The sequence below is a fragment of the Caballeronia sp. M23-90 genome (assembly GCF_053574605.1).
The window spans coordinates 1-20,834 of record NZ_JBSIPA010000035.1 but is presented as its reverse complement, the minus strand read 5'-3'; the positions used below and the strand labels follow the sequence as shown (position 1 = coordinate 20,834).

The 20,834-nt window shown below is 60.0% G+C and carries 19 protein-coding genes and 1 pseudogene; 10 read left to right on the top strand and 10 right to left on the bottom strand.

What is annotated here, in order from left to right:
- Nucleotides 1-186: 186 nt before the first annotated feature.
- Genes ACRXB1_RS06195 through ACRXB1_RS06185 form a run of 3 tightly spaced genes read right to left on the bottom strand, consistent with a single transcriptional unit; the run spans nucleotide 187 to nucleotide 5,838 of the window.
- Nucleotides 187-2,430: a DEAD/DEAH box helicase gene (locus ACRXB1_RS06195; protein ID WP_449491464.1), complete on the bottom strand. Its 2,244-nt coding sequence runs from the start codon at nucleotides 2,428-2,430 to the stop codon at nucleotides 187-189.
- Nucleotides 2,402-3,712 carry an ATP-binding protein gene (locus ACRXB1_RS06190; protein WP_174363523.1) on the bottom strand — a complete coding sequence of 437 codons (1,311 nt, stop codon included), beginning with the start codon at nucleotides 3,710-3,712 and terminating at the stop codon, nucleotides 2,402-2,404. The genes ACRXB1_RS06195 and ACRXB1_RS06190 overlap by 29 nt, the downstream gene beginning before the upstream one ends.
- A complete protein-coding gene (locus tag ACRXB1_RS06185) occupies nucleotides 3,709-5,838 on the bottom strand; it encodes a tellurite resistance TerB family protein (RefSeq protein ID WP_449491463.1) in 2,130 nt (709 codons plus the stop codon). Before ACRXB1_RS06185 ends, ACRXB1_RS06190 begins: the two co-directional genes overlap by 4 nt.
- A gap of 435 nt (nucleotides 5,839-6,273) precedes the next feature.
- On the opposite strand from ACRXB1_RS06185, the gene ACRXB1_RS06180 reads away from it, so the two are divergent.
- The gene (locus ACRXB1_RS06180; RefSeq protein WP_449491462.1) at nucleotides 6,274-7,263 is read left to right on the top strand and encodes a zinc-dependent alcohol dehydrogenase family protein; all 990 of its coding nucleotides are present in this window, start codon (nucleotides 6,274-6,276) and stop codon (nucleotides 7,261-7,263) included.
- 39 nt (nucleotides 7,264-7,302) lie between these two features.
- Here ACRXB1_RS06180 and alaE read toward each other — a convergent pair whose 3' ends face one another.
- Nucleotides 7,303-7,767 (bottom strand): L-alanine exporter AlaE, encoded by a 465-nt coding sequence (alaE, locus tag ACRXB1_RS06175; protein ID WP_449491461.1) that lies wholly within the window; start codon nucleotides 7,765-7,767, stop codon nucleotides 7,303-7,305.
- Between the two features lie 171 nt (nucleotides 7,768-7,938).
- Here alaE and ACRXB1_RS06170 point away from each other — a divergent pair, with 171 nt between their 5' ends.
- Together ACRXB1_RS06170 and ACRXB1_RS06165 are read left to right on the top strand one after the other, a co-directional pair.
- A complete protein-coding gene (locus ACRXB1_RS06170; RefSeq protein ID WP_449491460.1) occupies nucleotides 7,939-9,000 on the top strand; it encodes a catalase family peroxidase in 1,062 nt (353 codons plus the stop codon).
- Nucleotides 8,997-9,563: a cytochrome b gene (locus tag ACRXB1_RS06165; RefSeq protein WP_174363528.1), complete on the top strand. Its 567-nt coding sequence runs from the start codon at nucleotides 8,997-8,999 to the stop codon at nucleotides 9,561-9,563. Before ACRXB1_RS06170 ends, ACRXB1_RS06165 begins: the two co-directional genes overlap by 4 nt.
- An 87-nt stretch (nucleotides 9,564-9,650) precedes the next feature.
- On the opposite strand, the gene ACRXB1_RS06160 is transcribed toward ACRXB1_RS06165, so the two are convergent.
- Nucleotides 9,651-9,860 carry a hypothetical protein gene (locus ACRXB1_RS06160; RefSeq protein WP_449491459.1) on the bottom strand — a complete coding sequence of 70 codons (210 nt, stop codon included), beginning with the start codon at nucleotides 9,858-9,860 and terminating at the stop codon, nucleotides 9,651-9,653.
- Between the two features lie 110 nt (nucleotides 9,861-9,970).
- On the opposite strand from ACRXB1_RS06160, the gene ACRXB1_RS06155 reads away from it, so the two are divergent.
- Complete coding sequence (locus ACRXB1_RS06155; protein WP_449491458.1) at nucleotides 9,971-11,326, top strand: phosphatase PAP2 family protein; 1,356 nt, start codon at nucleotides 9,971-9,973, stop codon at nucleotides 11,324-11,326.
- A gap of 34 nt (nucleotides 11,327-11,360) precedes the next feature.
- Here the strand turns inward: ACRXB1_RS06155 and ACRXB1_RS06150 are convergent, their stop codons facing one another.
- Together ACRXB1_RS06150 and ACRXB1_RS06145 are read right to left on the bottom strand one after the other, a co-directional pair.
- Entirely contained in the window at nucleotides 11,361-11,744 is a 384-nt protein-coding gene (locus ACRXB1_RS06150) for an NUDIX hydrolase (RefSeq protein ID WP_449491457.1), read from the bottom strand.
- 44 nt (nucleotides 11,745-11,788) lie between these two features.
- The gene (locus ACRXB1_RS06145) at nucleotides 11,789-12,466 is read right to left on the bottom strand and encodes an MgtC/SapB family protein (protein ID WP_062002316.1); all 678 of its coding nucleotides are present in this window, start codon (nucleotides 12,464-12,466) and stop codon (nucleotides 11,789-11,791) included.
- 836 nt (nucleotides 12,467-13,302) lie between these two features.
- On the opposite strand from ACRXB1_RS06145, the gene ACRXB1_RS06140 reads away from it, so the two are divergent.
- The 5 genes from ACRXB1_RS06140 to ACRXB1_RS06120 all read left to right on the top strand — a co-directional run bounded on the left by ACRXB1_RS06140 (nucleotide 13,303) and on the right by ACRXB1_RS06120 (nucleotide 18,707).
- A complete protein-coding gene (locus tag ACRXB1_RS06140) occupies nucleotides 13,303-14,259 on the top strand; it encodes a sulfonate ABC transporter substrate-binding protein (RefSeq protein WP_449491456.1) in 957 nt (318 codons plus the stop codon).
- Nucleotides 14,260-14,600: 341 nt separating this feature from the next.
- Complete coding sequence (locus ACRXB1_RS06135) at nucleotides 14,601-16,337, top strand: NPCBM/NEW2 domain-containing protein (protein ID WP_449491455.1); 1,737 nt, start codon at nucleotides 14,601-14,603, stop codon at nucleotides 16,335-16,337.
- 217 nt (nucleotides 16,338-16,554) lie between these two features.
- A complete protein-coding gene (locus ACRXB1_RS06130) occupies nucleotides 16,555-17,271 on the top strand; it encodes an ABC transporter substrate-binding protein (RefSeq protein ID WP_449491454.1) in 717 nt (238 codons plus the stop codon).
- Between the two features lie 147 nt (nucleotides 17,272-17,418).
- On the top strand, nucleotides 17,419-18,009 hold the full coding sequence (locus tag ACRXB1_RS06125; RefSeq protein WP_449491469.1) for an OmpW/AlkL family protein: 591 nt from the start codon (nucleotides 17,419-17,421) through the stop codon (nucleotides 18,007-18,009).
- 482 nt (nucleotides 18,010-18,491) lie between these two features.
- A complete protein-coding gene (locus ACRXB1_RS06120) occupies nucleotides 18,492-18,707 on the top strand; it encodes an FAD-dependent monooxygenase (RefSeq protein WP_449491453.1) in 216 nt (71 codons plus the stop codon).
- A 13-nt stretch (nucleotides 18,708-18,720) separates the two neighbouring features.
- Here the strand turns inward: ACRXB1_RS06120 and ACRXB1_RS06115 are convergent, their stop codons facing one another.
- Both ACRXB1_RS06115 and ACRXB1_RS06110 read right to left on the bottom strand, forming a co-directional pair.
- The gene (locus tag ACRXB1_RS06115) at nucleotides 18,721-19,356 is read right to left on the bottom strand and encodes a LysE family translocator (protein ID WP_174363583.1); all 636 of its coding nucleotides are present in this window, start codon (nucleotides 19,354-19,356) and stop codon (nucleotides 18,721-18,723) included.
- Between the two features lie 301 nt (nucleotides 19,357-19,657).
- On the bottom strand, nucleotides 19,658-20,374 hold the full coding sequence (locus ACRXB1_RS06110; RefSeq protein ID WP_449491452.1) for a GntR family transcriptional regulator: 717 nt from the start codon (nucleotides 20,372-20,374) through the stop codon (nucleotides 19,658-19,660).
- 183 nt (nucleotides 20,375-20,557) lie between these two features.
- On the opposite strand from ACRXB1_RS06110, the pseudogene ACRXB1_RS06105 reads away from it, so the two are divergent.
- Nucleotides 20,558-20,704: pseudogene (locus tag ACRXB1_RS06105) on the top strand (twin-arginine translocation signal domain-containing protein); the annotation flags it as partial.
- A gap of 11 nt (nucleotides 20,705-20,715) precedes the next feature.
- Here the strand turns inward: ACRXB1_RS06105 and ACRXB1_RS06100 are convergent.
- A complete protein-coding gene (locus ACRXB1_RS06100; protein WP_449491468.1) occupies nucleotides 20,716-20,784 on the bottom strand; it encodes a twin-arginine translocation signal domain-containing protein in 69 nt (22 codons plus the stop codon).
- Nucleotides 20,785-20,834 lie beyond the last annotated feature (50 nt).

Below are 20,834 nucleotides of genomic sequence, written 5' to 3'. Positions count from 1 at the left end.
CCTCGCAGAGACGGCACGGTTTCAGCGAACCGGGGAAATGCATTGACCCTTCACCGCGTCACGTTGGACGCACACATCGACAGGACAAGGGGCAATTTTCCTAGGGAACGTTGGTTTCGTCACGCGGCGAGGCTTGGCGAAACGTCGAGGAATGGATGTGAGCGGATCTCTCAATCGGACCAATTCTCACAACCGCCCCTGATTCTCCGCCACCAATCGCCGGGCCATCTCGACCCCGCCCTGCATATCCAGTCTCAACGAAGCAAAAGCCGCGCGTTTGACATCGTCGGGAAGGGCCCAGTCCCACTTTTCGTTCTCGACGTTCTGGATCACGCTCAACGCGCGCGTCAAATCCGAAGCCGTGCGCGTACCGATCTTCTGCAGCACGCTCATCACCGTCTCGAACTTCGACCCGGTGATGCTCACAACCGCCCCCTGGTTCCAGGCATCGAGATTTTCAGCGCGCAGCAGCACGACCAGCGCGTCGTTCACCCAATCACCCGCCCACGTCGCAAGCATGACGTGATTGCCTTCGCCAAATATCGACTTGTTTGCCAGATCGGCGGCGGCAAAGTACTTGCGCCCTTCTTCAAGAAGCTTCGCCGCTTTTGTATCGATGAAAACCACCGGCTGGTCATCCGCCAGAACGCGCTTCATCTCGCGGCGAACTTCGTCGTGGACCATCGCGCTGGTGCCATCGAAGACAGGCGGCGCGCCGCCACGATCCGCCGATACAAACACCGTCTTGCGCTCAGGATCGACTTCCAGCACACGCCAGCGCTGACCGCCGAAGATGATGCCCTGCCCCGGGATCAAAGGACGCGCGACGGGCAAGGATCCAAGCTGCTTGCTGCCGGCCACGATACGAAATTCGTCATCGCTGGAAAACGATGCATAGAATTCGTAGTGATTGACGAGCTTCTCGCCGCGCACGCCATGCAGCAGCAAGCCGCTTTTCTCCTGCACGATCAGGTCGGCTTTGCCGAGGCTGCGCAGGATGGCGGCGAACGTGGGTTTATCGATCATGTCGAAGGGACCGTTTTCGACCAGCGTCTCCCACAACCCTGTCGCCGTCGCGCCGCCGCGTTCCGCGATCACGGACATCACTTGCTGCACAAAAGTCGATGCATGCAGACCACGCGCCCTCGGCGGTTCGACCCATTTTTTCTGCAGCAGGAAAACGCCGGCTATCGACTGGACGAGCCCTTCACGGATGCGATCGGAGAAACCAGAATGCGCGTGAAGTTCGGCTTCCACGCAGTAGCTGCGCAGGATCGCCGGCTCGTCTTTGCGGCGTCCCGAGCGTCCTAATCGCTGCATGAGCGCAGCCACCGATGGCGGCGGCCCCACTTGCGCGACACTTTTCACCGCGCCAATGTCGATACCAAGTTCAAGCGTCGATGTACACACCGCCGTCGCTGGCCGGTCGCCCGAACGCAGCGCGTTTTCGGCGTCTTCGCGCAGCTCCTTCGAAAGACTGCCGTGGTGCGGCCAGAACTCGTTCGGATGACCGTCGCGTTCGCATGCGCGGCGCAACAGGTCGGCATAAAGCTCGACCTGCCGCCGGCTGTTCGGGAACACGAGGTTGTTTGCACCACGCAGCGCGAGGTACATCTGGTTCGCGATTTCAAGCGTGCTGCCAGGCACGGCGTCTTCGAGTTGCGGACTGCGGATATCGGGTTGCGCGTCAACACGCGCCGGCGTCTGCACGAAGCCCTTGATGATGAGCCGTATCTCCCGCGAACTCCCTTTCGACTCGATGATCTCAACCGGCTTCTCCGCCTTCGGCCTCAGAAATTGCGCGGCAAGCTGCATGTCGCCGAGCGTCGCCGATAATCCCACGCGCGGCACGAATCGGCCGCATACGCGATCCACGCGTTTGAGCAGCGACTGCAGTTGCATGCCACGCTCGGAGCCAATGAACGCATGCAGCTCATCCACGACGATGTATCGGAGGGAACCGAAAGTGTTGGCAAGCGAAGATCCGCGCGTGACGAACATGGCCTCGAGCGATTCGGGCGTGATGAGCAAAATGCCCGATGGCTTCTTCAAAAAGCGCTGCTTACGGCTCGCCGATACATCGCCATGCCACCCGACTACGGGAATCTCCAGCGTCTCGCACAAACCCTCTAGCCGCGACCACTGATCGTTGATCAATGCCTTCAGCGGGCTGATGTACAGCACGCTGGACGCGACGGGTTCATCGCGCAGCAGGTTCGAAAGGATCGGGAAGAACGCCGCTTCTGTTTTACCGGCGGCTGTCGCTGCGGCAATGATCACATCGCGATCCGCGTCGATCAGCGCAGGAACCGAGCGCTCCTGCGCGTCGCGCAACTCGGTCCAGCCCTCCTGCCAGATCCATCGGCGGATGCGTTCGTCGAGCAGGTCGAAACTTCGGGAATCAGTCGAGCCGGAAGCTGGCGAGTTCATCGTCACCGTCGGTGGGTGAAGCGGGAACGTTGGACGTGCTGCCACCGTCGTCGCGCTCGATGGTCAACGCATCGATCAGATCGCGCCAGTCGCGCCCTGGATTCTGCTCGAGGACGGCGAGGAAATTGATAAACGCCGTGATCGTGGTTCGCGGTGTACGGAAATAGGCCTCGCCAAGACGCGCCGCGCAGTGCTTCATGAATGCCGGGATCGCTTCTTCGGGCACGAGCGCCTTGCTGGCGTCCCCGAAGGCATACACCATCCGGATCTTGTCGAGCAGCACGTAGAAGTCTTCCGGCGTGAGGCTTGCGAGCCTGATGACAGGTCCGCTGTAATCGACCAGACCATTAGTCGCAAACGCGTTCTCGGCAAGACGCGATTGCAGTGCGGGATAACTGTAGAGGCCGCGTTTGGTATCGAGCAGAAATTCGGGCGTGCCGCCCAGCACGAAACCGAGACCAACAGCCGAGCCCTGCAGCGAGTCGTTCAGGATGCGCAGTATCTGTTCGTAGTTCGAATTGCGCGCCGACACGTTGGACAGCTTGTACAGGTTCACGAGTTCGTCGAGACAGACCATCAGGCCGCTATACCCTGCCATGCGCACGAAACGGCCGAGCAGCTTCAACTGGTCGTAGATGGTTGCATCGTCGACGATAGTGCGAACACCGAGCGCCGCGCGAGCGTCGGTGCGTGTAGAAAATTCGCCGCGCAGCCAGCGGACCGCGTCGCTCTTGAGTTGTTCGTTGCCATCTTCGAAGCCACGGCAATACGCTGCGATCACATCCGAGAAATCGTAGCCGTTGACCATCTCGGTCAACTGGCTCAACTGGGCGCGGATCACTTCTTCGCTGGTCCTGCCCGAGGCCTTCGCTTCAGTCTTCGCCTGTCCGATGAACTTCTCCACCACACCCGCCAGCGCGCCGCCTTCGGGCTTCGTGCGTGTGGACATGTTCTTGACCAGCTCCGCGTAGAGCGAACGTGCCTGGCCGCCAGACGCATGCAGCCGGCGGTCCGGATTCAGGTCGGCATGCACGGTCACGAGTTTCTTTTCCAGCGCGATCGCGCGCACGAGGTTCAGGAAGAACGTCTTACCCGCGCCATACTCGCCCACGACGATACGAAAACTCGAGCCGCCATCGGCCACGCGGTCGATGTCCTTCATCAGCGCGTCGAGTTCCCTCGCCCGGCCGACCTGGATCAGATGTTGCCCAATGCGCGGCACCACGCCGGCGCGAAGGGATTGCAGGACCGCGTCACGGTCCCTTGGGCGAATCGTTGTCATGCAGCCAGCCTTTGAGCTAATTCCTGATTGATTTCTACCGGGTCATCCCCGTCTGTCAGCGGCTCGTCCCAGTGATCGAGCGACGCCTCGTTGACCTGTTCCATAGCGCCATCGAGCATCAGGTCGAGCTTCGATGCCGCGTCCTCCAGCTCGGCCCGCGTCCACGAGACACGCGTGACGAGCAGGCGCAGGAAGGTCGAGTGGGCATCGTCGAGTCCGATAAGCGGCGGTTGCTCCGGCTCGGCTGCTTTCGAAGCCACCGGGGCGTGCTGCTCTTCCACGAATACGTCAGCGAGAATCGCCGATACCCTTGCCGTTTCGTGCTTCAACGCCGCGATCCGCGCGGGGTCGAGCGTAAAGCTCGCTGCAGGTTTCGCAGTGCCCGCGTCCTGATGCAGGGCGCTGTAAAGACGCTGTGTATCGATACCCATCATCCGGTACACCTTCTCCAGCGCCTTCACTTTTTCCCGCGATACAACGTCATCCGCGTTGGCCACTTGCACGAGCAATGCCGCAAGATCGTTTCGAAGGTTCGCGGCCAACGGCTCCAGCCGCTTCCTGAATCCTGCAATCGCGGCACGCTGCGCAAGCTGCACACGGCTTCGCGCTTTCAACCGCAGCTTAAGTTCTTCCGATGCCTCCGGCCACGTGCCGATCCGATTATCGATCGCCGAAATTCCGGCATCTGACGCGGTGCCGTCGGCCACGGCCACGGCTGCGGCGAGATCGATCATGACGGTTGCGACTGAGTACGCGTCATCGGCAAGCAAAACGTCGGCCCCGGCCGTCGTGGCAAACAGCGCCAGCGCATCACCCGGTTTCGGCGTGCGGGCGCCGAGCCTGACATCGGGCTCGATCGCAATACCCGCCTTTGACAGCACCGTGCAAAACGCAGTCATCTTGTCGCGCGTCACGTTCCCCGTGAATTTGAATCGCCCAAGAAGTTCGCCGAAAGTCGACACGCCGATTGGCCCATGCCGGACTTCGTCGGCGAGCGCATCGAGCGCGTGCTGCATGGCGTCCGGCCACAATTCGATGGGCAACATCAGCGTCGCATCGAGCGTTCCCGCCGCGCCCGGAAACCTGCCCAGATAGCGGCTATATGAGTCGAGCGCACTCGCCGATTCGTTCATCAGCGATTGCAGCCGGCCGCGCGGCCCGTTGATCGCGCCGATATCCGGCAATCCGACAAGGAACCCCGGCACCGGCAAGTTCCTGAGCGCGCTGAACGCAGGATCGGGCCGGACTTCAAGCGTCGTGCGATTCACCGAAAGCAGCATGCCATTCTTAAAACGCTCGGCGTACTTGCGAACGAACACCTTGTCGAACTCTTCGGGGCAACGCGTCACGGCCGCACGGCGCACGAGCAACGGGTCCATCTTCGCCCAGGCGAGCGCCCAGCCGGCGGGGACAGGGTGTTTATCGACGGCGGCTTGTGCGAACGCGACGCGCACGTCCATGGGAACCTGATAGCCGATTGCCATGCCGCGCGGTGCGGGTTTGTTGTACATCTTTCCGTTGCGCGATGACATCAGCCCGACCGATTCAAGCAGATTGCGCAGATGCTTTTGCCACGAATAATTTGCATCGATGTTCAACAGACGGCGCAGTTCGCGCGCAATATCGGCGAATTCGGTTTCGCCGACCTTTCCTGCCGCGCCATCCACGAGCACCCGTCGTTCAAGACCGTATAGATAGAAAAACAGGTAGCCGGTATGGATGTCGGATTTCTTGCGGTCCGAGCAGAGCCATTCCAGATAGGTCCGCCGCTGCTCGGCCGTCAGCGTGCCGTAACTCAATTCCTTGGAACCGAGCGCCGCGATCTGATTCGCGCCCATGTCGGCCACATCGGCGCGCGGGTCGATCACACACGCTTCGATTGACCGGGGCGTCGAGCGGTGCACATCGCCGAGATAGAACATGCCGCCGGAGATGGAGATATCGCCTATTTCGACGGTTTGTCCGGGGGCAATCCACGCTACAGAGGAGGGCGAAGCATTGCGTGGCGGCTTGATCCCGTGGCCCGTCGCGACTGGATTTTCCGCGATGGTCACTGATATCAACGCCTCGTCGTCGCTATTCTCATACGCGTCGCGGTCGTTGTAAGCGCCGGGAGAACTCCCCATGGATTAAACAGGCCCCTCATGAACAATGTGCCGATTGTATGAAACCTGTGTTGCGCGTCTTGCCGGGAATTGCTTCCCGCGAGACCGTGAACCAGCAATTTCCTGTTGATTATATTACTTATTCTCCGTTTTCACCGTGGTCCCGAACCGCCGCGCAGCCTGCTGCCGGGCGGTTGAGCGGCTGGAAATTCCGCGAGTGCAAGCCGCCCTTTCGATCTGGCTGAAAACTAGGCTGCAATCAACGTGACAATCGACTTCGCGGCCAACGCATTGAAAATGCCGATCCCCGATGGGCATGCAGCCTTGCGCCGATGGTACGACGAGGTATCGGCGAGGCCTGGAGCCCAAGCCTAGGGCAGTACGAAAAGCAGCGTTTCGCTCGATGCTCTACTGTATATAACGCGTAGTTTCACCCTATTTCTTCTGGAGATTTCCATGTCACGGACAATCAAATTTGCGAAAGCCGGTGGTCCCGAAGTGCTCGAATTCATCGATACCGACGTCCCCGCCCCCGGCCCCGATGAACTCCGCATCAACGTAAAGGCAATTGGCCTCAATCGCGCGGAATCGATGTGGCGCCTCGACGCATACATCGAGCCCGTCAAGTTTCCGGCGGGTCTTGGCTACGAGGCGGCCGGCATTGTGGATGCGGTCGGCAGCAACGTCACGGGATTTGCGCCCGGCGACAAGGTAGACGTCATCCCATCGTTTTCGATGAACCAGTACTTCACCTATGGCGAGACGATCATCGCGCCGGACTATGCGGTCGTGAAGCATCCGGAATCTCTTTCGTTCAGCGAGGCTGCATCGGTCTGGATGATGTTCGTCACGGCGTACGGCGCGCTGGTCGAAGATGCCAAGGTGACCAAGGGTGATTTTGTGATCGTGCCTGCGGCGTCGAGCAGTGTGGGACTGGCCGCCATCCAGATTGCCAACTACGCCGGCGCGACGTCCATTGCGCTCACGCGCACCGCCGAGAAGAGACAGCAATTGCTCGATGCAGGCGCGGCGCACGTGATCGTCACCGACGAAACCAGCCTGCTCGATGAAATCATGCGCATCACCGACGGAAAAGGCGCACGCGTGGCCTTCGATCCCGTCGGCGGTCCGAACTTCGCGAAGCTGATATCGGCATTGTCATTCGGGGGTATCGCGTACATCTATGGCGCGCTCAGCGAGGACGTCACGCCGCTGCCCGTGCTCGAGATGATCGCGAAGGTGCTGACGGTGAAGGCGCACAACATCTGGCTGACGAGCGGCGACGAAACCCGCAGGAAAGCGGCCGTCGAGTATGTGCTGAAGGGTTTCGAGAGCGGCGCGCTCAAGCCGGTCATCGACCGTACTTTCACGTTCGATGAAATGGTGGACGCGCATCGTTATCTGGAAACCAACGGTCAGTTTGGGAAGATCGTGGTTGAGGTTTGAAGCGGGGCCGCGGCTCGTGAACCGGAAGCAACCTCAAGACTAGCTGGCGAGGCTCATCGGCCTGTCTCCCCCTGGAGGCAGGCCGAAAAGCTTTCTTACCGCATTCAAAAAGGCGCCGTACGGACGCCCCAGGACGAGCATCATGACAGTTGCTCCTAGAATCCCGAGCCATAAACCGCGCCCGGAAGCGCCGCTCACCGCGATGATTGCAGCGTAGATCGGGACCTGGAAGCTCACAAGCGCAACGCTGTCCCAAAGAACCTGCGACAGCCGGTTATCGGATCTGGCGTGTCGCATGACGTAGTCCCGCCAGACGCCATACGGGCGCCCCACGGGAACCATCAAGGCGGCGCCCAGCAGCCGTGCATGCAGGACCTGATCCCAGTTCATCCCCGCGATAAACCGCTCGTTGATGAAACCCGTCGTGGTGAAGAACAGGATCAGAGCCGTTGTGTCCGCAATAAACGAGCGCCTGCGATGAGACTTGTCAGTGAGTTCAGGCATATGAGTAATTGACGGCAACAGTCCGCGAACGATACCAGCCCGGGTCGAGACCTGCTGACGTCATGAAGGCGCATCGCGCGGTTGCGCTTGGCACGCGCCTCCGATCAATGGCACTATTAGCGCCACCCTGCTTGATATCTGCCTAGCCGAATCATTGATTTGGAGAGATCGATGGCCGAGACACCGACTTCCCGTCCGTCAGCAGTCCGTTCGCTGGTGCTGATTGCGATCATCGTGATTGCATTGATCGCGGCCTTCGCCTTTACGGCCGGCTGGCTCACGCCCGGGCGCCTGACACCGGCGAAGATCGTCGACAGTCTGGCGCCTCCGGGCGGCGCGGCGCTCGGTTTCCGGCGCAATCATGCCAAGGGCATCTGCTTTACCGGCAACTTCGAATCGAATGGCGCGGCGGCCGCTCTCTCCAAAGCGCCGATGTTCGCAGCCGGCTCGTATCCGGTCACAGGCCGCTTCAACCTCGGTACGCCAGATCCCAAAGCGCCCGATGCCACGGTTCGGGTTCGTGGCCTCAGTCTGCGTGTGGTCGCGCAGGACGGAAGCGAATGGCGCTCGGCCATGATCGACCTTCCTTTCTTTCCCGTCGCAACACCCCAGGCCTTCTACGGGCTGCTTAAGGCATCGGCCAACAAGAAAGACCCGGATGCCATGAAGAACTTCATCGCGGCGCACCCGGAATTCGGCGTATTTGCCAAGTGGGCCGGCAGCGCTCCCTGGACGGGTTCCTATGCACAGGAGCGGTATAACAGCTTGAATAGCTTCGTCTTCACCAATGCTGCAGGACAGGACCAGACGGTGCGCTGGTCCTTCGTGCCCGCCGCTCGGCCCGAGGCAATATCCGCCGATCAGTTGAAGGCACGTGACGCCGACTTTCTCGCCGCGGATATCACGCAACGCGTTCAGACCGCGCCCCAGAAATGGACGATGGTCGTCACACTCGCCAATCCCGGCGACCCGACCGCCGATCCCAGCAAAGCCTGGCCGGAAGATCGACGCACGGTGGAGGCCGGCACCCTTGTGGTCAATGCGATCGAACCCGAGCCTGACGGCCCGTGCCGCGACCTGAACTTCGACCCGACGGTTCTCCCAAGCGGCATGCATGTCTCGGACGATCCGTTTCCTGCAGCTCGCTCAGCCGCCTATGCCGTATCGTTCGATCGGCGGACCGCCGAGGACAAGGACTATCCGCGCCATCCGGCAGGAGGAGCCACGCCATGACCCCGACCAACGGTCGCTTCACACCGCTGCAACGCGCGCTTCACTGGCTCATGGCAATCTGCATCCTGGCGATGCTGTTCATCGGTGTCGGGATGGTGTCCACCATTCGTCCCGATTATCTTTCGCTGGTGTCCATCCACAAGCCGTTGGGTATCGTGATCCTCGTGCTGGCGCTGATCCGCCTCGCGGTCAGGCTGACGCGCGGCGCACCGCCGCTGCCGGCATCCATGCCGGAACCCATGAAACTCGCTGCCCATCTCTCGCATATCGCGTTCTATTTGCTGATGATCGGGCTGCCGCTGATCGGATGGGGCATGCTCTCTGCCGCGGACTATCCTGTCGTGGTGGCCGGGATTCATTTGCCGCCCATCCTGCCGCACAGCAACCTGTTGCACTCGCTGCTGTGGAATGCGCACAGGGCGCTCGCGTTATGCTTTTTTGCGTTGATCCTATTGCACCTGGCGGCTGCGCTTCTGCACGCGCTGGTGAGACGCGACGGGGTGTTTGAAGCGATGGCGCCATGGCGCTCGGCGCGCGAGAGGCGGGCTCCCGGCGATCGATGAACGCGCTGCCCTGAACCCTTACACCTCTCCGCAATAAACGAAGGCATTCGCAGACCCCCAGCCCCGGGGCAGACCGGCGTTTTCGGTTTACGCAACTTTTTCACGCGCGCACGGTTTGGCGCAGATACCGGCGCTCGCTTTGTCGGCTGCGGAGTCGATGACCGTCACCTTGCACACACCCGCGCGACGCAACGCAAACGCGAAGACGCCGCCAGTCTGCGCGCCTCCAACGATGACGACGTTACAGTCAATGCCGGGATGATCCGGCACCCAGTTGCCGGGTTCAGGGTCAAGCACACGCAGCGTGGCTCGCGCGGTTGCATCGAAGTATTGGCTACAATCCCCATCACCTGCGACGATAGAAAGCCGAGGTTTCGCATAACTTGCGGGTGACTGGAGGACTTATCATGTTCGAGAAGACGGGTTGCGGTTTAATCGTAGTGTGCGCTTTGATTCCTTTACGCGTCGAAGCACAAACCGAGACGAATATGGCGGTGCTGAAGGGATTGGCGCCTGTTACCGTGTTGGAAAATACCCCGGCTGGCAAGGCGGCGCTTGGCGCCAATTACACGGTCACCGGCGGCATTCAGACAGGCGCGATCCGGCAGCCTACGTTGCTTCCGTTCAATGATCAGCAGCAGCAGGCCCTCCGGGACGCGTTCATCACCGACGGCAACCTTGCCGAACTCGCAGACGGTCTTGGTACGACCCTCGGTGCGGCCTATCAGGCTCGGGCTCACTACGACGATCGCAAGACCTATTCGAACGTGTCGCAGGGGATTGCTGACCTTATCAAGTACACCAACGCCACCACCGGCGACGACTCGAATTCGGGAAAATACTTTTTTGCCAACGCGACGACGGATGGAAAGACACCGGTATCCGCAGACGCCAGGAACGTCCTGAAAAGCATTGGTGGCACACCTGATCCGTTTGGCACGAATTACGGCCGCCCCGCCGGGAGCGCCAACGCCGACGCTTATGGCGACTCCCGGCCATTCCAGACCGAGCATAGTCAAGAGCACATCGTTGGATTCGATTACTTCCATGTCCCCGCTGACAATACCGTCTACAACCAGGGGCCGGTCATGAATCTCATCGACAGCCCGTCCTTCCCGAGCGGCCACACGACGTATGGCTACATGGGGTCCTTGATCCTGGCCGAACTCGTGCCGGAGCGATTCCAGCAGATGATTGCGCGTGCGGCTGAGTATGGAAATGACCGTATCCTGATGGGTGCTCACTACGCCATGGACGTTCTCGGCGGACGAACCCTGGCCACTTACGACCTGGCACATCTCCTGGCAAATGATCCGGCCTACGTTGGCCGCACGTTGAAACACGCTCCCGTGATAAGCGACTATCGGGTAGCGCTCTCAAGAGCTCGCTCGGAGCTGACCTCCGCATTGCAGGGAGGATGTGGCAACTCGATCGCAGTATGTGCTGGTGAAGACATCGGCCGTTTCAGCAATCCCGCAATGAACGAAGCGTTCTATGCGGTTACGCAGACCTACAACCTGCCCGTCGTATACCCCGAAAACGCAAACCGCCTGGAGGACGTGGCGAAGCTCGCTCCCGAAGCGGGCTACCTGCTGACGACCGCATTTCCGTCGCTGACGCTGGACCAGGCCGATCAGATCCTGACCGAGACAGAAGGTCCCGGCGGTGGCTTTCTCGACGATGGATCCGCCTTCGGCGTTTATTCGAGGTTGAATCTTTACGCAGCGGCGGGCAAGGCGGCGCAGGTCAGTTCACGCAAGTGATTTCAGCTTGCAGAAGCTATCTAGATTGGTGCAGTCAATTCGCTGGCGGGCTTGGGCGTCTGCTTCGAGCAACGAGTTCGATGATTTCTCGGGTTCCGCTTGATGTTCGCAGAGTCGAGATCTGGTCCGGCGTGACCCAGAGACAATGCTTGATCTCATTGCTGGGTTTTGCCACTGCGTTGACGTGGACATCGACTTCGAAGACATGATGAGCAGCACGTGGATCGACAAACAGACACGCGAGCCGTGGACGCTCGATCAAGAGGCGCGTTTCTTCCTGCACCTCTCTGATTGCCGCATCGACCATCTGTTCGCCCCGCTCCTGCTTGCCGCCCGGCAACGACCATTTGGAGCGCGCTTTGGCGACTAACAGAATCTGCTTGCCCTTCCAGCAAACCGTCGTTGCTCTATCCTTCATGCTACGCAATTCCTTCGAGATGTGACTTGAGCGATCGCCGCGCTTCAAGCGGATTCGTCTCCGCTTTCCTTGACTTCACGAACACCCGGGACCGCTCGAAGACGCTTGCATATCGCTTCAAACTGGACGGGTGTCACCCTCGATAAGGTAATGCCTATCTCATCCGAATCGTCTTTTTGTTGCATGACGAACTGCTTGACGCGTGCTGTTCCCGCCCCCAACGTGTCATGCAGCGTAGCCAAGGAAAGTGCATTCCTGTTGGTATGGACAACGAGTTCCCGGCGCTGCCGGCTGCCGATAAACCGCTTCTCGAGCGGCTTGATACCAGCCAGGATGATCAGAATGATGATCGTCGCTGCAATCGACGCGGTATAAAGGCCGCCACCCACCGCAAGGCCCACGCCCGCAACCGCCCAGACGCTCGCGGCGGTGGTCAAGCCACGGATCACCTCCCCTCGCGCCAGGATTGCGCCGGCACCCAGAAAGCCGATGCCCGACACAACCTGTGCCGCCATTCGCGATGGGTCGAGGACTACGCCGGATCGCAGTACATCGCTGAAGCCATAGGCAGATACGATCATGATCAGGGTTGCCCCGACGCAGACCAGCATGTGCGTTCTAAGCCCCGCAGCCCAGGACATGCGTTCGCGTTCAATACCGATAACGCTCCCCAAAGCCGCCGAGATCATCAACCTTCCGACCAATTCCCATTCACTTGCCATGCTCGCCTCCGATTGCGTGGCACCGGGCGTAATACCCGCGTCAGCCCTGCCGATGCGCACGCGTTCAAACAAGGAAGTGTAACGAATCGGGGTGCGCAAAAGAAAGACGAGGGATCGCCGCTATCTGACGGCAAGTAAGTGAACCTCGACCAAAGCGATTGCCTGCTGCTTGGCATATGTCGAATGATCGTTCTCGCTTGAGCGCCGCGATACTCAAGATCGCAAAACTGCAAGAATCAAGAGACGTTGCCAAATGCCCTGGAGACCTGCAAATCCGCCGCCCACCCTACGGTTGAATCTCAACGATCGTCTGTCGAGCATCCCGGCTAGCGGGCATTTAAACGAAATCGAACGAACACTCGATAGCAAACTGGGTGAGCCTCATATCCCGACTGGCAAAATCGACCATCGATACATGAAGGACTTTTATACGGCCTGCAAGCGGCAAGTCGTTGAGGCCTTCAGGAGCCGCAAACAACCCGGGTGGCTGCTGTTTTTCATACTGGCATCTACGTCTGATTGCACCAGGAGCGCTAGAGTCTTTTGAGCTTCATTCGACGCAATCGATACCAGGAGAACCATTACGCGCTCGTCCGCAGCAACGCCTGGCGAGCGGGCACTTTCTAAAAGGCCCGCTTGCGACACACGTAGGTCAAGTCTTTCGTCCGGTCGATGACAGCGCGGGGGCGTAGCTATAAGCATATCTCCATTGCTTCGTTGTAGTTGCCGGTTCGACGTTCTATTGTTGCGCGATCCCTGACCTGGCTCATCGCGGCCGGCTTTGACGCCACGCCCGGCCAAAGCACGCGATGCGCAACCACCCCGGACGCATGGCAATGAACGTATCGAGAAAAAACGGACGCAGGACTTTTATCGCCGCATTGGGCGCAACCATGGCAGGCATCGCCTTGCCGTCCTGGGCCAAATACCAGCCCGATCAATTCAGGATCGGCTATCAGAAGGCAGCCAGCACGCTGGTGCTCCTGAAGGCGCATGGCGCGCTGGAAAAGCGTCTTGCACCGCTCGGCATCAAAGTGTTGTGGAACGAATTCCCGGCAGGGCCGCAATTGCTTGAAGGACTCAATGTCGGCGCCATCGACTTTGGCTACGTAGGAGAAGCCCCGCCCGTGTTCGCGCAGGCAGCCGGTGCCGATTTTGTCTACACCGCCTACGAGTTGCCCACGCCGCATGCCGAAGGCGTCGTCGTAGCACAGGACTCGCCGATCAAGACAGTTGCCGATTTGAAGGGGAAGAAAGTCGCGTTCAACAAGGGCTCGGATGTGCACTGGTTCATCGTAGCGTTGCTGCGCAAACACGGCCTCGACTTCGCGGATATCCAGCCCGTGTACCTTGCTCCGGCAGATGCCCGCGCTGCGCTGGAACAGCATGCCGTCGATGCCTGGGCGATCTGGGACCCCTTTCTCGCCGCTGTTCAAGGACAGAGCCAGGCGCGTCTCATTGCGGATGCGCAAGGTGTCGCAAGCCATCATCAGTTCTTCCTGAGTCAGCGCGAATTTGCCGAAAAGCGCAAGGATGTGATTGCCATTGCGCTGGAAGAAGCAGGCAAGGAAGGGCAATGGGTGAAGGGCAACGTCTCCGCCGCCGCAGCCCAGCTTGCGCCCATTCAGGGGCTGGAGGCCGGAATCATCGAGGCGGGGTTGCGCCACTATGCTCACGTGTATAAGCCAATCGATGACACCGTGCTCGCCGAACAACAGAAGATTGCCGATACCTTCTTCGAACTGAAGCTGATTCCGCGAAAGATAGTCACAAAGCAAGCGGTTCTATCGTAGTCAATAGCGAAGGACCGGCGAGCACTGAAAATGCACGCCGGTCGAAACAGTGAATTGACGCCGCCGCAGTCGAGAGCCTTTTTACGCCATATGCGAAGGTCGGAAGAGAGGAAAAGCGCTTACGCCCCCGGCGATGCGAGTCGAAAGCTTGAAAGCAAGCGTTTCCCACTCTCGACAGCGTTTGTCAATCAGGACCGCCGGCGAATCCTAGTATGTGGTTTCGCTGCGCCGCATCTTGCCGCGCTTGCACTACTGATCCTAACCTCGTCTCACAACATCGGAGCTGGAAAGGTCCGGATTGGTTACCACTGCTTAGGTAGCCAAAATAGTGGGAGACGATCATGACATCGCGTGTATTCGGCCTGGTACGGGTTGTACTCGTTCTCGGCTTGCTGGCAAGCTGCGGAGGCAATGGATCGGACGGAGGCGCAGTTTCTTCCGGCTCGCCCGATCCGGGCATCGCAAAAACTGCCGTACGCTATGCGTTGCCTCCCATGGGCTGGAACTCGTGGAACACGTTCGCCTGCAACGTAAACGAAAACGTCATCAAGTCCGTGGCAGACACCATCGCCGCAAGCGGCATGGCCGCGGCAGGCTATCAATACGTGACGCAAGATGATTGCTGGGTCGGCGGACGAGACCCCGCCACCGGCCAGCTCTTTGCTAACCCGAGCACATTCCCGAGCGGCATCAAGGCACTTGCAGATTACGTCCATAGCAAGGGGTTGAAATTCGGGCTCTACACATCGGGCGGCACCAACACCTGCGCCGCGCTTGCGCACGGCACACGACCGCCGACCTATCCGAAAGGGGTGGGCGCCGGCAGCCTGGGCCACGAAAGCGTTGACGCAGCCACATTCGCAAGCTGGGGCGTCGACTACATCAAGCTCGACTATTGCGGCGGAAACCTCAGCGCGTTCCCGGCCATGCGTGCGGGCATCGCGGCGACTGGCCGACCCATGTACCTCAGTATCAACCCGTACAGCGCAAATCAAACCCTGCCGACAAACTTCGCCTCCGATGGCACGTTGTACGTGCCCGCCTACGCCGATACCTCGCGCATCTCGCAGGACATCACGAATACCTTTGCGTCGGTCACATCGATCATCGATATCAGCGCGCAAGATGCATCGTGGGCCATTTCCGGCTACTTCAACGACATGGACATGCTGGAAGTCGGCCGCGGCATGACGCCGGACCAGGACACCGCTCACTTCGCAATGTGGGCAATGATGTCGAGCCCGCTGAATGCCGGTAACGACGTTCGCAGCCAGAGCGCGAGCACACTTGCATTGCTGACCAACGCGGGAGCGATCTCGGTGAGTCAGGACGCGCTGGCGCTGCAAGCCGTGCCCGATACTTCCGACAGTTCCGCCACCCTTCAAGTCTGGACCAAGCCGCTGCAGGCGAGCGGCACGCGCGCTGTCGCCATGCTCAATCGCGGATCGGCCGCCGCTACTGCTACCGTCAACTTCGCCAACCTAGCGCTGAGCGGACCTGTACAAGTGACAAATCTCGTGACTGGAGAGGTGTTGTCCCCGGCTTTATCGACGGGAAGTTTCAGTGCGAGCGTGCCGGCAACCGGCGTGGTGCTGCTGAAGCTCGCAGGTACCGATCCGCTCGCGTTCAAAGCCCCACTCGCGTTGCAGAACTGGATCTGGGCGAGCACGCAATCCGGTAAAATCGCCGCCAAGGTCTGGCCGAGCAAGGATGCATTGCCGGTCGGCGCGACGGCGGCGGCTTCGGTCATCGTCAATGGAACGTCGTATCGCGACGGGCTTGCCGTGAATGCGCCGGCGCAGATGGTCTATCGTCTAGGGGGTAACTGCAGCACGTTCCAGAGCGATATTGGCCTGGACGCTGCAGCGAAGGGCGCGGGAACCGTGGACTTCCAGGTTTGGGCCGACAACGTCATGCTCTACGATAGCGGCGTGATAACCGGATCATCGCCGACAAAAACGGTGCGTGTGAGCCTGAACGGTTACCAGACCCTTCGGCTCGTCGTGACCGGTGCGCAGGACGGCGTTGCCAACGACGTCGCCGATTGGGCGGACCCCACGCTCGTTTGCGGGTCGTGACGCGCGAGCGCACTGCCATGTGTCGATCGGAGAAGATGGAAAGGGAGAACCCGTCATAGATAAATCCATGAGGCAACCCAGGATGGCGAAGTCGTCGACGTGTACCGCATGCTTGCGCTCATTGACAGCCATGCTCACGCTGGCTGCGATCATGCATATGACTTTTCCTTTGCCGGCCTTCGCGCAAACTCAGGTTACTGATACCTCGCAATCGTCAATGACACGCGTCTTTGCCCCGGGTGGCACCTTGCGTGTATCGATCAATCTTGGTAATCCGGTCCTCGCGAGCCTCGATGCCGGCGGAAAACCGCAAGGCGTTTCCGTCGATCTGGCTACCGCATTTGCAAAGCGACTCGGCGTGCCGCTGCAACTGGTCACGGTGACGTCGGCCGGCGCCTCGGTTGAAAACGTGAACCAGGACAAGGCGGACATCGGCTTCTTTGCCGTCGATCCAAAACGCGGCCAGGAGATCAGTTTCACCAAGCCGTATGTACTGATCGAGGGTTTCTATCTCGTGCGCAACACCTCGGCCATCACCACCAACCAGCAGGTCGATCAACCCGGCGTAACGGTCGCGGTCGGCAAGGGCAGCGCTTACGATCTGTTCCTGACGCGAGAGCTGCACAACGCGACGATCGTGCGCATACCGACTTCGCCAGCGGTCGTGCAGGCATTTCTTGACCAACATCTGGACGTGGCCGCGGGCGTGAAGCAACAGATCGAAAAGGACGCAGCCAAAACAGGCGGACTGCGGGTGCTCAATCAACGCTTCATGGTGATCCGTCAGGCAATGGGCGTGCCGAAAGCAAAAGGTCCCGACGCAGCCGCGTACCTTGCGAAGTTCGTGGACGACATGAAGTCGTCCGGTTTCGTTGCCGCGGCCCTGGCGCGCCATCAGATCGCGGGCGCAGCCGTTGCCAGTGACAACGACTAATGCACTGAGTGAATGGATCGTTTAGCTGATCGAAATCAATAGCTGCCTTTTCGTCTCGGACGAAAATCTTGTTACGGCAATCGATTCGAAGCCGCAACAAGAAACGGGCACATTTTGAACAAGATTAACAAGCATCTGCTACTCGCAATTCCACTGGTCTTCACGATTCTTTCCGCCACCACGCTGTCCGCACAGGCAGACCAGGGCGATATACTCGCGCGTGTCCGGGCGATCAGCATCCAGCCCGACGTATCGGCAGGCGGCACACTGGGCACGCTTGGTACAGGCGTCAAGAACGCCGTGGTTCCCGAGCTGGATTTCGTGTACATGGTGCGTCCGAACATTGGACTGGAACTCATTCTTGCGACCTCGCGCCACCAGGTGACATCGAATGCGGGCGCACTTGGCGGCGTGAACGTGCTTCCACCCACGCTGCTGCTGCAGTACTACTTCAATGCAGCGGGCAAGATTCGGCCTTATGTGGGCGCCGGCCTGAACTACACGCTGTTCTATAACAACGGACTGCATGCCGGCGATACGCCGGTATCGATCAAGAACTCGAGCTTCGGTCCGGCGCTTCAGGCCGGGGTGGATGTGCAGGTGGCGCGCAACCTGTTCGTCAACGCCGACATCAAGAAGATCTGGATGCGCACCGATGCTTCCGCCGGCGGTGCATCGCTTGGTTCGCTCAAGATCGACCCGCTGATTGTGGGTATCGGTGTGGGCATGCGGTTCTGACCGGCGAGGCCTGCTCGCTGGAACCTCTGATGTATTTCACTGCCAACCGTAAGAAGGAACAACGCGCAGCTGTGCGTGCTGCGCTCCAGATTCAGGGGAACAGCGAGACGAACTTCTCGCTCATTTTACGTTGAAGGTCCCATATGTGTTACAGCGAACAGATATATAGCGAAGACTAAAGCATTAAGGAGTGGAGATCATTTTCTCGGACCAACGTGATGGACGAGAACCCCTGGAAAGAAGGATTCAGAGCCGGCCGTCTAGGGCTTTCTCTAGACGCTTGTCCTGATTATCCGGAAGCCGAATTCTGGAACTGGTACTGCGGGTATCTAAGCGGCCGGCGCAAACCTTTGCGCGTTGTCGGCGAGAAAAGCACTCCGTCAAATGTCACGATCGTATTGGCTCACACCAAAATCATTTAGCCGCTTCAAACACACGCCTGCGAGCATTGGTCACAAGAGATGAGTGCTCAGGCGTAAGTCGTGCCTGAGACGGAAGCCGTCCTGCGCCGGGTCAGCGGCGTGGACGTCCGCGTGACATCCGTCGAAGACGGCAGCCGATGGACGAACAACACGCGTCTTGCCGATACCTACCGGCGCGGCCGCGTGCTGCTGGCCGGCGATGCCGCGCATGTCCATTCGCCGTTCGGCGCCCAGGGCATGAGTCTCGTTCCTTCAATGGAACGCGCCAGTCAATAAGAAGATGTTCCGCTCACCGCAGCGGCAACATGGTCACACCGACAATGATCAGTACAACGCCACCGCAGCGTTTGATCAACAGCATGCGGTCGTTGGCGCAGATCCTCCGATGCAGCAAATGCGTTGCGACTGCATAACCCGACATGACCAGCACGACCACCGACGCATCGATTGCGAGAAGCGTGCCGAGTTGCGGCAGCAACGCAGCGCGCACATCGACGAGTTGCGGGATCACGGCGGCGAAGAATCCGAGCGTATTGGGATTCGCCGCCGACACCGCCGATGCTTCCAGGAACAACACCGAACGCCGCTTTCGCGGGCTTGCCACGGGTTGCGGCAATGCACCCGGCTTGCGCCTCACGACAAACGCCTTGGCGCCGAGATAGATCAGATACGACGCGCCGGCAGCCCTGAGCACGATCAGCAACAACGGTGATGTACTGAGCAGCGCGCTGAGCCCTAGCATGATGGCCGTCGCCATCGCAACGCGTGCGCTCAGGTTCCCGGAAAGCGTGAACGCCGCCGATGACAAGCCGTATCGCGATGTGTTTCGAACCATCAGCAACGCGTTCGGCCCGGGCGAGCCTGTGGCTGCGAGCGTCGCGGTGGCGAAGGCGATCCACGCTCCGGCCGGCACTTCAGTACTCACGCGAAGTAAAGGGAGCCGGTGAGACTCTGGCAAAGCTGCATGACAAGCAGGATGACATCGCGGCTCCTCGTGACTGGATGCGGTGTGCGAGCTTCCACGAGTGACATCGATGGAATCGCCTGACCGTGCATTCATTGTTGTCGATTGCTTCGGACGGTCACAGCCTCATTGCGCGGCCCTCCGTTGGGAGGGACTGCGCCAACGGTTCTGGCCTGCCCATAGTGAGGACTGTTCGGACTCTGGATTTATTCCCGCGCGAGTGGCAGGAAGTGAAGCGCGGGCGTCATACCCCGTCTGACAATTACGCGTTTCCCTCAGCGACGCTGTTGCCTCCTGCAGGCACGCGGTCCCAGGCCTGCTCGATCGCCAGGAGCGCGCTCATCACGATCGACCGGTTCAGCGCAGCCGCAAGCACCCCGTCGCGCTCCGCGTACGCTTCGCACAGGCGTTGATGGTCGGCACACGAACGCTGCAGACGTCCGGGCAGCGACGTACTCAGCCGGCGCAAGCGGTTCGTGCGCATGCGCATGGAGTCGAGCACCTCCTTGAAGATGCCGTTGCCGCAGACCCGAAGCTCTTCATCGCGAAATGCGACATTGGCCCAGAAATAGCCATCGACGTCGCCTTGCGCCGCAACCTCCGCAAGTCGGCGATGAGCTTGCCAGAGCGCTTCGATATCAGCCTCGGTCGCGTGCTCGACGATTGCGGCCGCCACCTGTGCGTAAAGGATTCCGCGCAACTGATAGATCTCGCGCACGTCCTTCAGCTTGACCGCCGACACCCGCGGGCGGTGGCGCGGCGGCCAGTCGACCAGTCCTTCACGGCTCAACACGAACAGCGCTTCGCGCACCGGCGTGCGGCTGACGTTGAAGCGTTTCGACAGATCGACGGAGTTCAGATCGTCGCCCGGCAACAATCTCCCTTCGATAATGCCGCGCGCCACCCAGTCGACGATCTCCGCGACCGGCGACGATTCGGCGTCTGCGTCGATCGCGCTACTGTCGACATTGTGGTTCATCGCGGTTCCTTGTTCGCGGTATGTATCGCCGGGCGGCAGTGGCCGATTCTAGCAAGAAGCGGTGTCCGTCTCTCCGCTCTCAGCTCGATTAAGTGTGTACATTTTCCATCATAACTGTTGCCGACGAATCAGAAAACTCGCTAGACTGACCATAATGTCGACACTTCACGTTCGACACACTGCATGAAAAATGCGGAGACATTGTGTGGACCGGCAGGAAACCCCTCGCTCACCGCAACTCAGGAAAGCAGACTCATGTCCATGATCGACCGGCGTCATTTTTTGAAGACGAGTGCTGCGGGCGCGCTCGCATCGGCAACCGCCAGCACAACTGTGTTTGCTCAATCGCCGGATGCGGCCAGCGCGGCTTCCGCCGCACTCGTCTTCAAAAAATGACGCCGGTCGATCATGGACATGAGTCTGCTCTCCTGAGTTGCGGTGAGCGAGGGGTTTCCTGCCA

Bases quoted from the DNA above. Each gene is read 5' to 3' on its own strand.
- ACRXB1_RS06110 (WP_449491452.1), bottom strand. From the start codon at position 20,374: ATGAACCACAATGTCGACAGTAGCGCGATCGACGCAGACGCCGAATCG.
- ACRXB1_RS06140 (WP_449491456.1), top strand. From the start codon at position 13,303: ATGAACGTATCGAGAAAAAACGGACGCAGGACTTTTATCGCCGCATTG.
- ACRXB1_RS06185 (WP_449491463.1), bottom strand. From the start codon at position 5,838: ATGGGGAGTTCTCCCGGCGCTTACAACGACCGCGACGCGTATGAGAAT.
- ACRXB1_RS06155 (WP_449491458.1), top strand. From the start codon at position 9,971: ATGTTCGAGAAGACGGGTTGCGGTTTAATCGTAGTGTGCGCTTTGATT.
- alaE (WP_449491461.1), bottom strand. From the start codon at position 7,767: ATGCCTGAACTCACTGACAAGTCTCATCGCAGGCGCTCGTTTATTGCG.
- ACRXB1_RS06195 (WP_449491464.1), bottom strand. From the start codon at position 2,430: ATGAACTCGCCAGCTTCCGGCTCGACTGATTCCCGAAGTTTCGACCTG.
- ACRXB1_RS06150 (WP_449491457.1), bottom strand. From the start codon at position 11,744: ATGAAGGATAGAGCAACGACGGTTTGCTGGAAGGGCAAGCAGATTCTG.
- ACRXB1_RS06165 (WP_174363528.1), top strand. From the start codon at position 8,997: ATGACCCCGACCAACGGTCGCTTCACACCGCTGCAACGCGCGCTTCAC.
- ACRXB1_RS06190 (WP_174363523.1), bottom strand. From the start codon at position 3,712: ATGACAACGATTCGCCCAAGGGACCGTGACGCGGTCCTGCAATCCCTT.
- ACRXB1_RS06135 (WP_449491455.1), top strand. From the start codon at position 14,601: ATGACATCGCGTGTATTCGGCCTGGTACGGGTTGTACTCGTTCTCGGC.
- ACRXB1_RS06170 (WP_449491460.1), top strand. From the start codon at position 7,939: ATGGCCGAGACACCGACTTCCCGTCCGTCAGCAGTCCGTTCGCTGGTG.
- ACRXB1_RS06180 (WP_449491462.1), top strand. From the start codon at position 6,274: ATGTCACGGACAATCAAATTTGCGAAAGCCGGTGGTCCCGAAGTGCTC.
- ACRXB1_RS06145 (WP_062002316.1), bottom strand. From the start codon at position 12,466: ATGGCAAGTGAATGGGAATTGGTCGGAAGGTTGATGATCTCGGCGGCT.
- ACRXB1_RS06130 (WP_449491454.1), top strand. From the start codon at position 16,555: ATGACACGCGTCTTTGCCCCGGGTGGCACCTTGCGTGTATCGATCAAT.